14 protein-coding genes are annotated in these 14,672 nt (G+C 33.9%); 2 read left to right on the top strand and 12 right to left on the bottom strand.

The features are described 5' to 3' along the window. Positions 1 to 90: 90 nt before the first annotated feature. From AC0IXC_RS02260 to AC0IXC_RS02230, 7 genes are all read right to left on the bottom strand, one after another. On the bottom strand, positions 91 to 612 hold the full coding sequence (locus AC0IXC_RS02260; protein ID WP_002165535.1) for a hypothetical protein: 522 nt from the start codon (positions 610 to 612) through the stop codon (positions 91 to 93). A gap of 117 nt (positions 613 to 729) precedes the next feature. Further along, entirely contained in the window at positions 730 to 2,472 is a 1,743-nt protein-coding gene (locus AC0IXC_RS02255; protein ID WP_215589821.1) for an adenine deaminase C-terminal domain-containing protein, read from the bottom strand. 362 nt (positions 2,473 to 2,834) lie between these two features. Continuing rightward, positions 2,835 to 4,001: a serine hydrolase domain-containing protein gene (locus AC0IXC_RS02250; protein WP_471652529.1), complete on the bottom strand. Its 1,167-nt coding sequence runs from the start codon at positions 3,999 to 4,001 to the stop codon at positions 2,835 to 2,837. Positions 4,002 to 4,425: 424 nt separating this feature from the next. Then, a complete protein-coding gene (locus AC0IXC_RS02245; RefSeq protein WP_471652528.1) occupies positions 4,426 to 4,932 on the bottom strand; it encodes a DUF3902 family protein in 507 nt (168 codons plus the stop codon). A gap of 305 nt (positions 4,933 to 5,237) precedes the next feature. Beyond that, positions 5,238 to 5,531 carry a putative quinol monooxygenase gene (locus AC0IXC_RS02240; protein ID WP_000583822.1) on the bottom strand — a complete coding sequence of 98 codons (294 nt, stop codon included), beginning with the start codon at positions 5,529 to 5,531 and terminating at the stop codon, positions 5,238 to 5,240. A gap of 46 nt (positions 5,532 to 5,577) precedes the next feature. Continuing rightward, complete coding sequence (locus AC0IXC_RS02235; protein ID WP_088292137.1) at positions 5,578 to 6,216, bottom strand: nitroreductase family protein; 639 nt, start codon at positions 6,214 to 6,216, stop codon at positions 5,578 to 5,580. A gap of 18 nt (positions 6,217 to 6,234) precedes the next feature. Further along, positions 6,235 to 6,663, bottom strand: a complete 429-nt coding sequence (locus AC0IXC_RS02230; protein WP_000204168.1) for a MarR family winged helix-turn-helix transcriptional regulator — start codon at positions 6,661 to 6,663, stop codon at positions 6,235 to 6,237. A gap of 265 nt (positions 6,664 to 6,928) precedes the next feature. On the opposite strand from AC0IXC_RS02230, the gene AC0IXC_RS02225 reads away from it, so the two are divergent. Then, positions 6,929 to 8,872 carry an elongation factor G gene (locus AC0IXC_RS02225; RefSeq protein WP_215589827.1) on the top strand — a complete coding sequence of 648 codons (1,944 nt, stop codon included), beginning with the start codon at positions 6,929 to 6,931 and terminating at the stop codon, positions 8,870 to 8,872. 51 nt (positions 8,873 to 8,923) lie between these two features. On the opposite strand, the gene AC0IXC_RS02220 is transcribed toward AC0IXC_RS02225, so the two are convergent. Further along, positions 8,924 to 9,568: an alpha/beta hydrolase gene (locus AC0IXC_RS02220; RefSeq protein WP_088009400.1), complete on the bottom strand. Its 645-nt coding sequence runs from the start codon at positions 9,566 to 9,568 to the stop codon at positions 8,924 to 8,926. Positions 9,569 to 9,589: 21 nt separating this feature from the next. Next, positions 9,590 to 10,057, bottom strand: a complete 468-nt coding sequence (locus AC0IXC_RS02215) for an NUDIX hydrolase (protein WP_341085685.1) — start codon at positions 10,055 to 10,057, stop codon at positions 9,590 to 9,592. Positions 10,058 to 10,444: 387 nt separating this feature from the next. Here AC0IXC_RS02215 and AC0IXC_RS02210 point away from each other — a divergent pair, with 387 nt between their 5' ends. After that, on the top strand, positions 10,445 to 11,833 hold the full coding sequence (locus AC0IXC_RS02210; RefSeq protein WP_471652527.1) for an erythromycin esterase family protein: 1,389 nt from the start codon (positions 10,445 to 10,447) through the stop codon (positions 11,831 to 11,833). Between the two features lie 134 nt (positions 11,834 to 11,967). Here AC0IXC_RS02210 and AC0IXC_RS02205 read toward each other — a convergent pair whose 3' ends face one another. The 3 genes from AC0IXC_RS02205 to AC0IXC_RS02195 all read right to left on the bottom strand — a co-directional run bounded on the left by AC0IXC_RS02205 (position 11,968) and on the right by AC0IXC_RS02195 (position 14,653). Next, positions 11,968 to 13,020, bottom strand: coding sequence for an SDR family oxidoreductase (locus tag AC0IXC_RS02205; RefSeq protein WP_341085684.1), 1,053 nt, complete (start codon positions 13,018 to 13,020; stop codon positions 11,968 to 11,970). Between the two features lie 293 nt (positions 13,021 to 13,313). After that, positions 13,314 to 13,613, bottom strand: a complete 300-nt coding sequence (locus AC0IXC_RS02200) for a hypothetical protein (protein WP_000361375.1) — start codon at positions 13,611 to 13,613, stop codon at positions 13,314 to 13,316. A gap of 89 nt (positions 13,614 to 13,702) precedes the next feature. Continuing rightward, positions 13,703 to 14,653, bottom strand: coding sequence for a serine hydrolase domain-containing protein (locus tag AC0IXC_RS02195; protein ID WP_471652525.1), 951 nt, complete (start codon positions 14,651 to 14,653; stop codon positions 13,703 to 13,705). Between the last annotated feature and the right edge of the window lie 19 nt (positions 14,654 to 14,672).

Genomic DNA, 14,672 nt, shown 5'->3' with positions numbered 1-14,672 from the left:
GACGTTTTTTTATGGCGAACTTACTAGTGATTTCTACCGATTAATTTACATTTATTTACGAAAACTTTCCCATTCAAGATTTTCGTTACATCATTTTATATTATGGTATTCATTTCTCTTTTTCAGATAATCTTTTTCACATTGTAATGGTCTGTATTCCACGATTTTCCCTTGCTTCTTTTTCGTTTCGGTAACAATCCATTCCCCTTTTTCAAGGTTTAGGCGTTTCATTACATTAGTATCGTCTATTTCTTTATAAAGTAAAAATGCTTCTTGCGCCTTCACAAATAATCTAGGCTCTCCCCTATATCCACCACTATCATAAACTTTAGTTAGCGAATTATAATAAGAATCATTTTCCCTTCCGCCATACATCAAATGCGCAGCCTCTAGGTCTCTTTTACTAACTTCCAAAAAACTATTTTCATCAATCTTTAAATCAAATGTAGATATAATGTCATTCATAATGTTTTTCACATACTTTTCATCACGAATTTTACTTTCTTCCAGACAATCTGAAGATAACCTTGGTGCATTTGACTGAGAATGTACCACATGCTGTATAGATACGCACAAAATAAATACACTTAAAACATACAATAGTTTTTTCATATTTAAGTATCACCTCAAATGATTTAGATACTATATTATTTGTTTTTGAGGTGATTCTATTCTTATACTGAAAATAATAAATCCCCTATAAAATTGATTTTTATAGGGGATTTATATTTAACATTTAATCGGCGTAGCAAGTACCTTACTACTTTTCACATCATATAATCCTATAGGTGTTACCCGTATAAAAGGCAAGTGCGTCGCAGAAAAGAATAAAATCGTAAATGCTGGATCATTATAGGTGTACCCTCGCTCTTGTAGTAATTCCACCATTTTTTTCTCTTTCTGTATTAATTCACTCATTTTCAAATTAGACATAATCCCGAGCAATGGTAATGCAATTTCGTGTAACACTTCATTTCTTTCCGCTATTACCATTCCCCCGCCAAGCTCTTTTACTCTATGAAAAGCTGTAAGCATATCTTCTTTCCTTTTTCCAATAAGAATGATGTCACCTGTACCGGAATAAGAGCTAGCAAGACCTCCTAATCCATTCGCAAAACCTTTCACAACTGTATTCACTCGCCAAGTGCCATCACGAGCAATCATCATAAGGAAACACTCATCATGATCTAGAGAAAGTTCCTCACCGTTTAAGTCGATTTCAGTTACATATGGTTTTGAAATAACATCATTTAATAATTTTATACCTGTTGTTTCCGAAAAAATCATATCTTCTTTCTTTAAAGACCAGTCTAATGATAATGGAGTTACTTTGAATTTACTCCAGTCTATATGTAATGATGCCTTTTTGTTTATTCCGTCACGCTTCATCCATTTCCCCTTTGCAATTACACTTATTGGAATCGGATTTTCTTTACTTTCCAAAATATTAATATTTGCAATTCTTCCTGTCGCGATCGCGCCGTGTAAATGCTCCATATTATAATAACAAGCAATGTTATAGCTTGCCATATTATAGGCATCAATTACTGGTATTCCTTGCTTTATCGCGATTTCTATCATCCTATTCGTCATTCCGTTTTCATAAAATGACGGATGTGAACCATCTGTTGTGAACATGAATCTATCAAATTGCTTGACACCTAATTCCAGCAATTCTTTCAGTAAAACTTCTAAATCTGGACGGATAGAAGAGTTCCTAAGAGTAACGGTGTAACCTTGCATAAGGCGTGTTAATGCTTCCTGTCCTGTCATCGCTTCATGATCGCAATCAGTACCTAGTAACTTTAACTTCGCTAACGTTGATTCAGACGCACCGGGAAAATGACCTTCTACTTTTTTCTGTAAGCGCTTTGTTTCCTGTACCCAATTTAACATCTCATCATCGCCATTTAATAGTTTTGGCCATGCTGTTAACTCGCCGCCTTGAAGAACCGCTTCATGCTTTAGCCACTCTATTATTTCTTCACTATTAAATAAAGATTCACCATTTTGCAGCTCAGTTTGTCCATCAAAACGGCACCACCAATACATACTTGCTGGAATCTTTTCAAATTCATCTAATAAACGAAATGCTACTTCACGTTGTAATGTGAAAAATAAAGTTAAATTATCATTAATGAAAGTCGTTGTCCCAAATTGCATCGCATAATTCGCTAACGTCTCTGGATTATATAATTGATATGGATGTGCATGCGGTTCTATGTAACTAGGAACTACATACTTTCCATTACAATCAACGACTTCACATTCGTGTAGTTGCTCTGGCAGTTTTTCTCCTACATATATAATGCGGTCATCATAGATCCAAATATTTGCTTGCACCCACTCGCGCATATAGGAATTTAAATATGTTGCATTCTTGAATAAAATGTGCGGGCTTCTTGTTCCATCTATTACTTCAACATGTTCTCGTAATTGTGTGTTACTCCATCTAAACTGATTTTGTCCCAATGTATTTCACTCCACATCAATTTACTTTTATTTATTAAAACAAAAATAATTAACTAACTAAAGTATTCTCCATTCATAACTCCCCTGTATATCCCCTATACCCTTTATTATATGGAATGATTGTAAAAATAACAATTTTCAAAATTCACAATATATCTCTTTGATCCAAAATAAAAAAGATGTCATACAACTGACATCTTTTTTATACTAAACTATAAGATTGAATTACACTTGTATCCGTATTTATTACATATACTTGATTGCTGCCATACCATGAATGCTAATACTGTCCTTATTTGCGAAATTAAAAAGCATCTCTTTTATTTACAACTAAAGCAGGATCCCATTCGCTTTCTTTTCATCTATTTATTAAATTCAATTTGCATCATTTTATTAAACTGTGTAACAACATCCATCGCACCTAAAGAGTTAATATTGACAGCTAATGTATGTTTGCCTCCCATTACTCCGCCAACAAAAGTTGTAAATCCAGGAATTGCCCCTCCGTGACCCCAAACTGAAATACCATTTGGTAGTTTAGTCTCATAGATCCCAAGGCCATATCCATCACCAACACCTTTTCCTTCTATAGGAACTGTAGTAAGCATTTCTTTTAGCTCACGTTCTTTCAGTAACTTACCACCAAGTAAAAATGAAAAGAATTTATTTAGATCGTCCGCATTAGAAATCATATCTCCAGCTGAATTAGCTAAACTCGGATTATAATACGTCATGTCTTTCAATTCACTTGTTTCGTCTATTTTCATATACCCACGAGCATGATCCTTTCCTGGAATAACGGGTGAATTCCCTGGTAAAAACGTATTTGACAGATCCAAAGGTTCAATAATTCGCTTTTCAATTTCTTCCGCATAACTATTTCCAGTTATTTTTTCAATAAGCATTCCCAATATTACGTATCCTGTGTTTGAATACAGCCATCCCTTACCTGGTGAAAAATCTGGAGGTAGAGAAAGTCCTATTTTCACTATTTCTTCTGCTGTATACGTTTTTCTCGAATTCATTATGTCAGCGTCTTTTGACTTTAAATATTCAGCTATACCACTCGTATGATTCAAAAGTTGACGTATCGTAATTTGATTGCCATCATACCCATTTCCTTGAATGAGACCCGGTAGCCACTTTTCAATTGGATCGTCAAGTTGCACGCGATTTTCTCCTACTAATTGAAGAACAGTCGTAGCGGTAAAAGTCTTCGTTACACTCCCAATCCGAAAACGATAATCCGATTTCATTGTTTTCTTTGTATTTAAATCCGCGACGCCAGCAGTATAACTACTAATCTTTCCATTGTTAGACGTCTTCGCTAATATTCCTGGGGTTCCAAGCTGTACTGTTTCCTGCATTACTTGTTTCCAACCATTCCGATTCTTTTGATCATGTGATTGTGACGGACTAGATAAATTTTGAACAGACTCTGCTTTCACAGTAAAACCTGGTGTGAATAGAGTAGTACCCGCTAATAAAACTGCCAAACTTGCTAACTTAATTGAATTACATTTTTTCATAAGGCTCCCTCTCCTCTATTAATATAAGATTAATTCAAGTTATACTTTAATCCTATATGATAAAACTCTCTTTTTTCTTATCCATTCCTTACGAAATACTTACGTTCAAATTTTGATACGATAAACTGAGAAAGAGCTATGCATGAAAATAAAAAGGGCATATAAAATAAGGACAGCCACTTAACTGCCCTTATTTTCATTTCACCTCGTCTTTATTATTTTTAAGATGCTTCATTAATTGTGTTCGTTTCAAAGGTACATATATGTTTGTTCCAGTAACATATCTTTTTCTCAATCGAATTATCTTATAAATTTAAGGAGTTCATATTAAGATTAACAATAAAAAAGAACGTGTTTTCAATTTATCAGAACACGTTCACTTACATACTTAAAACCCTATATCAACTTTTTATTTCATTCACTTTTACCATCCTGCACTAGCGTTCATGCCATTTCCAATAATAGTAAGAAATAGTGGCCACAATACTGGTCCTAACGTAAGAAGTAAATTTAGAAGTATAAGTAATCTATATACCCCGGGGAAATTTTGATCTTTACGATTTACAAATACTAAACTAACTAATAATATTATGGTCGTTAAAAATAAAAGTAGAGTTAGCAACCAATACCAAACCATTAAACTGAGACTCCATGGTGTTAATAGCTCGTGTATTATACCAAATATGATTCCTAATACTCCAAAACTAAAGGTAGTAACTGTTGATTTTATAAGCACTATATTTAATGTTTTTTCGTATGTATTTTTACAATATAAATCTATTAAAGTGTATAAAGATAAATATACCATTAATACACCTATCCAAGACAATAACCAGTCTCCGCCTCCTCTAAATAATATGAACAGAAGCCAACACATCCCTACTGCAGAAAAAGCAAAGGAAATAAGTATGCTTTTCAATACCGGTTTCATTATATTTTCACACCCTTAAAAATAAATTATAAGTTTTTACTAAACTCATGTAATTTTTTATTAACATGCTACCCATTAATCGTTTAGCTCTAACGTATCCTTTTTTCATTCTATATTAATAAAACAAAGATATACTCATGAACAATTAAAGAAGCAATACTCTACAAAGAGTTCCATATAGCTTGTATATTCTTTTTCCATTGGTAGAGATATTAAAAAATTAAGTATACATTAACATGCAATTAAATATAAGTAAATAAAAAAGATGACCTCAGCATAGGCCAAAGTCATCTTCTATAACCATATTATTTTACTAGTTCACCGCTATAAACCTTTATATCAAGCGGAGCAGTTAAAAACTGTGATGCTTTACTAACGAAAGATGTAAAGTGTTCACTCGTATTATGACTCGCAACTGCTGCTTCATCTTTCCATACTTCTACCATCGTATAAACACTTTCTTTTTCAGTATCTTTATATAAATCGTAAGATACATTTCCACTTTCTTCTCTTGAACCATGAAGTAGTGGCTGAATTTCTTCTAAAAATGATTGTTGTTTTGCTGGATCTACTTGAAATATTGCGTGAATAATAATCATGGTGTTTCCCCTCTCATATCTCACTTATTTCTGTTTTGTTATAAAATTACTTCCACTCAGCAACTTTTTCAATTGGAAGACGTACTGATGGATAACCACTGTCAGCAGCTTTTCCGATTGAAATTAACATAACTGGTACGTGACGCTCTTTGTCTAATCCGAAAGCTTCTGCGATTTGGTCTTTTTCAAATCCACCAATTGGGCAAGTATCATAGCCGTGAGCACGTGCTGCTAACATAAATTGCATCGCTACAAGACCACCGTCAATTAGTACAGTATCTTTCATTACTTCTGGTGTAACCATTGAGAAGTAACCTGAAAGTTTTTTCATTTGATCTTCTTTTACTTCAGCTGGCATAAGTCCGCGCTCTACTGCTGTACCGTAAATTTCTTCTGCGTTATCAAAGTTGTTTAAGTCACCAAATACAGCAATCATCGCTGAAGATGTTTCTACTTGAGATTGATTGAATTTCGCAAGTGGAGCCAGTGTTGCTTTTGCTTCGTCACTTTCAATAACAAGGAATCTCCATGGTTGCATGTTTACTGAAGATGGTGCAAGTGTTGCTTCTGTAAGAATTTCAGTCATTTCTTCTTTGCTAATTTTCACTGAAGAATCGTACTTACGGATTGAACGGCGTCCTGTTAAAATTTCGTTAAAATCATTTGTTTTTACTGAGTTAGTCATAGTTGTATTCTCCCTTTTTTAAAGTTCTTTTATATTTTCTTGAATGCGGTCTAACATCGTTAAAAGATTGTCGCGTTCTTCTTCACTTAATCCTTTAAATGCTGAAGTAGCGAAACGCTCTTTTTCCTCTTGATACACTTGAATTTTATTTCGCCCCTCTTCTGTAAGAGAAACTAACGTAATTCTGTTATCATCTGGATTTTTACGTCTTGTAATCATTCCGTTTGCTTCCAGCTGTTTTAAATGCCTCGTAATCGCGGCATTATCAATATTCACTTCTTGCTGAAGTGCTTTTTGACTAATTTCATCTACTTCATATAACTGAAGTATAAGCTCTAGTCTAGATTGACTCATACCCGTACACCCTTCAAACTTCGAACTTACTTCTTTATTTAGAAAGTGTAATTTATATAAAATTATTGCTTCTTTTGAGCATGAACTTGTCAAATTACCCCTCCTTTACATGCAAAACAAAAACATTTGATGTATCAATAGTTGATATGTCAATTAATATAATCTATATCGATTTATAATGCAAGCATTTTGTTTTCATTTTTATTTTTTCCAAATTAAGGCGCTTTGTCGCGTTACAAAAAATGTAAATTACATTATAATAGTAATAATTCAAATGACTGGAGAGTGATTGTAATGCGGCAATACACAAATAGAAATGAGGAAATGAAAATGGAAAATGAAATGAGGATATTTATATATGACAACAATAAATATAGGGATTGTCGCGCACGTAGATGCTGGCAAGACGAGTTTGACTGAGCGTATTCTTTATGAAACGAATGTGATTAAAGAAGTTGGCCGAGTAGATAGTGGCAATACGCAAACTGACTCAATGGAATTAGAAAGACAACGCGGAATTACGATTAAAGCATCTGTCGTTTCTTTCTTTATTGATGATTTAAAAGTAAATGTTATTGATACACCTGGACATGCTGATTTTATCGCTGAAGTGGAGCGATCATTCCGTGTTTTAGACGGTGCCATTTTAGTTATATCTGCCGTTGAAGGTGTGCAAGCACAAACGAAGATTTTAATGCGGACATTACAGAAATTAAACATACCTACTATATTATTTGTTAATAAAATAGACCGTAGTGGCGCAAATACTGAAAAAGTTGTGAAACAAATAAAAGAGCTTCTTTCAAATGAAGCATACCCCTTCTACTCTGTAGAAAACGAAGGTACAAAGGAAGTACGGATTATTGAATATAAATCCTATGACGATTGTATGGAACGATTAGCACCATTTAACGAATCATTGCTTGAGTCATATGTAAATAACGAAATAATACCGGATGCACTATTAAGAAAAGAACTCGAAAAGCAAATACTGCAAGCAAATGTGTTTCCTATCTTTTTTGGTTCAGCAATGACAGGTATAGGAGTAACTGAATTACTTAAAAATATTTCATCCTTAATTCCAGCTACTAAATCGGCACAAGATGAAACATTATCCGGTGTTGTTTTTAAAATTGAACGTGAATCTTCTGGCGAAAAGATTGCTTACGTAAGACTATTTTCTGGTTGTTTACACGTTAGAAAATATGTTGATATTCAGCGTAGTGAGTCTCTACCACATAAGGAAAAGATTAAAAAAATGTGCATATTTCATAATGGAAATGCAGTTCAAGCCTCTACTGTTCATAGTGGAGAGTTTTGCAAAGTATGGGGACTTACGAATATCAAAATTGGTGATATTATCGGTGAGTGGACGGATTATATAAAAGATATTCACTTTGCCGAACCGCAAATGGAAGCTGCTATTGAAGCAGTACCTAAAGAGCGAATTCATGATCTATACGCTGCACTTATGGAGCTATGCGAAGAAGATCCGCTCATTAAAGTGTGGAAAGATGATATTCATAATGAACTATATATTCGCCTTTTCGGGGAAGTACAAAAAGAAGTAATTGAAACAACACTTTTTGAGAAATATAATTTGCAGGTTACTTTCTCAAATACGCGGGTTGTATGTATTGAGAAACCAATTGGCATTGGGAATTCTGCTGAATTAATGGGAGAAAAAACGAATCCATTTTACGCGACAATCGGCTTCAAAGTTGAACGTGGTGAACTGAATTCTGGCATAACATATAAGTTAGGTGTTGAGCTTGGATCATTGCCTTTAGCATTTCATAAAGCGATTGAAGATACTGTATTTCAAACGTTAAAACAAGGTTTGTACGGATGGGAAGTTACGGACATTATCGTCACGTTAACACATACTGGTTATGCAAGCCCTGTTACAACAGCAAGTGACTTTAGAAATTTAACACCACTCGTTTTAATGGATGCTTTAAAGCACGCTGAAACATGTGCATTTGAACCAGTAAACGAGTTCGAATTAACTGTACCGGAGCACGCAATTAGTACCGCAATGTACAAGCTTGCTGCTATTCCAGCAACTTTTGCAGAGCCTACGTTGCATAATGATTCTTACCATTTAACAGGATCATTACCTGTTGCAAAAATAGAGGATTTTAAACGAATGCTCCATTCATTTACTGAAGGAGAAGGTATCTTTATAACAAAGCCAACTGGTTTCACAAAGCTGACGGCTCCCTTCCCTACTCGAAAACGTGTTGACTTTAATCCGCTAAATCGGAAAGATTATTTACTTCATGTGTTGAAGGCTTATTAAATAAAAAAGAGGTGCAAATTGCACCTCTTTTTGCATGTATTGAAACTTAAATTAATTTGTCCTAACAACTTCTTTAAGTTTTTCTATTACTTTCGCTATAGCTTCAATTGAATTTTCCGTTTCAAATCCCCCAATATTTACAGAATGATTTGCGTTCTTCACAACCTCGATTTTTAAATTCGATTGATCTAATTGCTCAATTTGACCTGCATTGTATTGATGATCTTTATCTCCAATTACTAAAAGCCCGTCGTGACGACTATGTAAGATCGAATCAAAAATCGAATCAAACGTCAATAAAGGTGTAAGTAATATCATTTTTGACTGTAAGTATTCTTCTCTCTTCATTAAATCATTCGCAATCGGGATTGTTCCGAGTGATTTTCCTAAAAACATCGAATCGTTGTATTGTCCATTTCTTAGCACTTCATTAATGATAGGATTAATATCATCCACCATTACTTTCGTTACTTCTTCCATTGGTTTTTCCATTAATTGTCCATCGTAGGAATAATGAATATGTACTACATCTATTTTATTTTCAAGCATAAGCATCGTTGCATAATAAAATAACGGCTTGTCATAATTGTAGCCTGAACCTGAGAACATAAAACAAATTGTATTAGAACCTTTTTCGATATGTGTGTAACGAATGACTTTATCATCTATATGTATCTCTTTTTTAGTCCCCTTCACCGTTTTCCCCTCCAAGCACGCTTACTTTTGTAACACGATATGTTCTGTATGAACTGATACATCCTTTACTTTATCTTTTATAAACGCTGGCTGTAAGTTATATGCATCTAACTCTTCTACCGGCACCCACTTAAATAAATATTTTCTACCTTCTTCTTCAAGAATATATTGATCCGCCCCATTTGCAGGTAATTCATGCAATTCTACTTCATAATAAAAACTAATCTCATGAAACTTTCGCTCAGAAAGTGTAAAGAAGTTTTCTACTGACCATATTAATCTCTTCACTTCAATAGGTACGCCTAGTTCTTCTGCAAGCTCTCGTTTTAACGCATCTTCACTATTTTCTAGCATTTTCACTCTTCCGCCTGGTACGTACCAATACTCTTCACCTTCATCTTGAAGGATAAGTATTTTATTATCATATTTACAAATTGCTCCGACTCGGTAATTAAAACATGTTTCTTCTACTTTAAGTGTAAGATCCACAATTTTGTACCACCTTTATATAGTTTTGGATTATGATATTAAGCAATTGTAATTACAAGTAAGTACACTAAAAAACTTTTTTCACATGCACTTAACCTAATTACACTCTATTATTTATAAATTAAGGTTACTAAATCCACTCAAGTCTTTCAATGTTTTTAGATAAAAACCACTATTCTAACTATTGATTCATTATTTGTTGTTAACTACCTCGTAGTAATTTATAAAAATAATAATCTTCATCATCTAATTCCAGTTTGAATATTCTCAATTTTTTTATTGTTTCTTTTGTTATTATCAATTAATATAAATATGTGGAAGAACAGTAGATATTTGGATGTATCTACCGCTATTAAAAAATAAAATTGTTTCATGGGGGGGAAATATGTGTTTACTAAGCGGAAAATAGGAATGGTTACTTCTCTTCTAGCTTTCACAGCATTTACATCTGTGATTTCTGCTGAAGAGAAGCCGAAAGATCAGCCCAAATGGGAAGAATGGATAAAGGAAAATGCACAAAAATTAAACGAACCAAACGCACAGACAAATGAAGATTTATCCTTTTTAAAAGAAAAAATAAAGGATAAACGAATTGTTCTGCTGGGTGAAAGTACACATGGTGCTAAGGAAATAAACCAATCAAAAGTACGTATGATTAAGTATTTACATGAAGAAATGGGATATGATGTAATTGCATTTGAAACAGGATTTGCGGAGGCAAATGCTGTAAATCAAAATCTCGACCAATTAACTGCTTTGCAGGCTATGAAAAAATCTTTATACGGTGTTTGGCATACTGAAGAAATATTGGCGCTCTTTCAATATATAAAAGATCAAAAGGAAAAAGGAACACCTCTTATATTAACAGGGTTTGATACTCAATTCAGATGGTATTCTTATTTCCCTGAGTTTGCAAAAGAATGGTTAGAAAAAATTAATCCTGAAATTGCTAATGATATAGAAATAGCTCATAAAGAATTACTCAATATAGAGGAGAAAATTGAATCTATAGATAATAAGTACCCCTACGAACAATATAAAGCGGACGTTCAGCAAGTAATAGCGAAATATGAAAAAATTAAAACGTTTGTTCAACAACATAAAGCCGAATTAAATAAGATAGCTCCATCAAATACATACGATGTAAATCTATTAGAAAAGACTATCAGTATACGCATTGATACAATTAAAACACTCCAAGATGCTACTGTAAAAGAAAAAAACTTTATTTATCCAACAAACTTTAAACTTACAGATCTATCTCTTTATATTCGAGATCAAAAGATGGGACAATCTTTAGCTTGGTTAAGTGATATTCAATACAAAAATAAAAAAATCATTGTATGGGGACATAACTACCATATCCGAAAACAAAATTCAAAAATGATACTCGACTTGTTCAAATTCCAACAAAACAATTTGAAAGCACCCAATATGATTGATTATTTACCTCAACGGATAAAAGATCAAATGTACACAATTGGTGTATATGCATATAGCGGAAATAGTTGGGATAGTAGTGACCTTAATAAAATAGTCCCTATAGATACAGACCATGCTGAACAAAGTATCGAGAATATATTACGAACATCTCAAAATCCTAATGTATTTGTTAATTTAAAAGGAGAAAGCAATCGCCCTGAAACATCTTGGATGTTTACTCCTACTACCGCAAGACACTGGGGCGTTAAAAAATCCGAAGAAATTTTGAGGCCGATTGAACAGTACGATGGCATACTATGGCTAGACCGCATTTCACCATCACAATATAAGTAAGGAAAAGAGCACACTTTCGCTATGAATAAGTGTGCTCTTTTCTATTCATAATAATTACTATAGTTTAGAAATTTATAGAATATCTTCTAGAATAATGATATATACAATAAATTATAACATCCTTTAAAATCAAATCATTCTAAAAGTACCCTTGTTTGCCCTTCTTTATACCACTTCTCTATTAATACTCTCTCCCTCTCACCTGAAATACCTGCCTTTAATTCCCTTCCTTGCATCTCTTTCATCCACGCATACACGTCTGTAACAGTATCTTCTAACCTTCTAAAAGTAAGACCCTCTTTAACTGCGCTCTCTATATTAATAGAGAATCCACCTTTCCACGGATCTGTTTCACCTTCTAAAGCAAAAGTTTCGGGAAGCCACAATGGCATTTCCGTCCATGGCTGTACTTTATTCTCATGCATAAACGATTCATCAACCCAAACGAATGCAGCATCGCTATTTGTAACCTTTTTACACGTATTTAATAGCTCTTCCATCGTCAGCTCATCTTTCGGACCCGTTACATTAAATGTACCTACTTTATTGTTTTCTGCCATGTTTAGTCCAAAGCTCGCGACGTCTTTTATATCAACGAACTGCACTGGACGGTCTTTCCTTCCTGGAACTAACACTTTTCCTCCCTTTTCTACACGCCCAATCCAGTATGGAAGCCGATCAGTATAATCAAACATTCCTGAAAGAAGTCCTGCTCTTACGTGTAAAACACGACCCGGCCAATAATTCTCTGCTTCTTTTTCACATAATACTTTAAGCGCACCGTAATACTCATAAGGAGATATTTCACCATTCTCTACAGCTTTTACCTTATCACTTGGTGGTTCAGGTAGTAATTTATAATCTTCTTTTATGTGATGCGGGATCCAATCTTTATATACGGAAAGGCTTGAGATGAATGTATAGTGCTTTATATTATCTTTAAGTACTTCTCCTACATTCCTAATGTGATGAGGAGAAAATCCACATGTATCTATGACCATATCCCATTTTCGATTTTCTAAACTTGAAACATCATCATTTCTATCACCAATTAACTGCTCTATTTCAGGAAAAATCTCATTATTTGTTCCGCGATTAAATAATGTAACTTCATGCCCTCTATTCAAAGCCTCTTCTACGAAAGCCCTTCCTAAAAAACGTGTACCGCCCAGTATTAGAATCTTCATTCTTTTTCCCCCATTCAATCAAGCGCATGATTAAAAACCTTTTCTTTTGTTTAACGATTTTCCCTTGTAAAAAGTTACGGGTATTTTTCATTTTTTTCTATAGTTAATATAACGTCATCCAAATTTGCAACTTGTGACATAACTTTTTATCGAATTCGACAGTAATGAAGACGATAAAGAGGGGTTAAAAAACATTTCAACTAAGTCATAGTGATAAGTACACATCTACGAAAATACTTATTTATACGAGCAATGCTCCTGTCAATTTGGCAGGAGCATTGTTTTTTCAACCTCTATTTACTTTTATATACTTGAATTGAAATGATCGAAATTAAACTGAGCAACCCCATAAATAAACAAGTCGCGCCTAGAATTGTATAAGAATTTCCGTATCCTTGTAATAAAGCTAAATACGTACTTGTATCCATATGACCGCCCTGCTCTGCAACAGATTCACTTGTTGCCTTACTCCCCATTTCTGGTGCATTTATTAGTACATACACACCGATAATAGCTACTAAAGCTGAAATGATTTCTACAACATTAGACTTTGTCATCATACCCTCACCTTTCAAACAACGTCTTTTATCCATCTAGTGAAATCTCTTTCTATCTCTTACTTATATATAATAGCAAAAAATATGGTATAAAATTCCAATTCATACCATATTTTAAACTAAATTTAATTATTTGACTGTACACTAGAAAGAATATATTTTGAAATTAGCTCCCCCCATATATCCTTCGCTTCCGGTATAATCTCAGATGCAATCGCCACCACCAATTCCTTCTCCGGAATACAACAAATCATATTCCCACCATCACCCATGGCACAGTATGAAAAGACCCCATCTTCTTCTCGTAACCACCATAAGTAACCGTATTGATTTGAATTCATCGCTATTGATTCTTGTACCCACGATTTTGAAAGAATTTCCTTTCCATTATGAATACCTTCATTCAAATACATCTGTCCAAACTTAGCCATATCTCTAGCTGTTAACGTTAGTCCCCAGCCGCCTGTCGAAATACCGTTTGGATCGTGAACCCACCCTTTGACATCTTTTCCGAATAAGTCATCAAATCCAAATGCTTTCATATTGTAGTTTGGAATTTCTCTTATGCCGATAGGCTGGAATAGATATTCGTTCGCAAACTCACGAGCACTTTTCCCTGTTACACTCGTAATAATCGCTGATAGTACATGTGCGCCTGCCGATGAATATTTAAAAGGTCCAATTTCTCCACCTTTTCCTGCCCTACTTAACGTATACTTCACCCAGTCCATTTGTGTACATAGTTCTTCTAACGGTTCCTGCCAGTCTACATAAGGATATGGAGCTGTCATTGTAAGTAGATGCCGAACTGTTACTTCAGATTCCTTAAGATTATATTCAGGAAAAAACTCTATTACTTTTTGATTAACACTTTTGATATATCCTTTATCTATACATATCCCAATTAACGCAGAGATTATCGTTTTTGTTACTGATGCTACATGACATGCATCATCTGGACCGTAACCATTATAATAATTTTCAAAAGTTACATTACCTTTTTGTACAACTAATACACCATTTATATTTTTATAGTTTTCTTTTATAGTCCAATCTAACTGTTCAGCTGTTTTCATCGTTCTTCCCCCTTAATCT

Source organism: Bacillus sp. AC266 (assembly GCF_979253805.1).
This window is presented reverse-complemented; position numbering and strand designations above follow the sequence as displayed.

Coding starts and splice junctions, on each gene's coding strand:
- AC0IXC_RS02260 (WP_002165535.1), bottom strand. CDS start 612: ATGAAAAAACTATTGTATGTTTTAAGTGTATTTATTTTGTGCGTATCT.
- AC0IXC_RS02250 (WP_471652529.1), bottom strand. CDS start 4,001: ATGAAAAAATGTAATTCAATTAAGTTAGCAAGTTTGGCAGTTTTATTA.
- AC0IXC_RS02245 (WP_471652528.1), bottom strand. CDS start 4,932: ATGAAACCGGTATTGAAAAGCATACTTATTTCCTTTGCTTTTTCTGCA.
- AC0IXC_RS02240 (WP_000583822.1), bottom strand. CDS start 5,531: ATGATTATTATTCACGCAATATTTCAAGTAGATCCAGCAAAACAACAA.
- AC0IXC_RS02235 (WP_088292137.1), bottom strand. CDS start 6,216: ATGACTAACTCAGTAAAAACAAATGATTTTAACGAAATTTTAACAGGA.
- AC0IXC_RS02225 (WP_215589827.1), top strand. CDS start 6,929: ATGACAACAATAAATATAGGGATTGTCGCGCACGTAGATGCTGGCAAG.
- AC0IXC_RS02205 (WP_341085684.1), bottom strand. CDS start 13,020: ATGAAGATTCTAATACTGGGCGGTACACGTTTTTTAGGAAGGGCTTTC.
- AC0IXC_RS02200 (WP_000361375.1), bottom strand. CDS start 13,613: ATGGATAAAAGACGTTGTTTGAAAGGTGAGGGTATGATGACAAAGTCT.
- AC0IXC_RS02195 (WP_471652525.1), bottom strand. CDS start 14,653: ATGAAAACAGCTGAACAGTTAGATTGGACTATAAAAGAAAACTATAAA.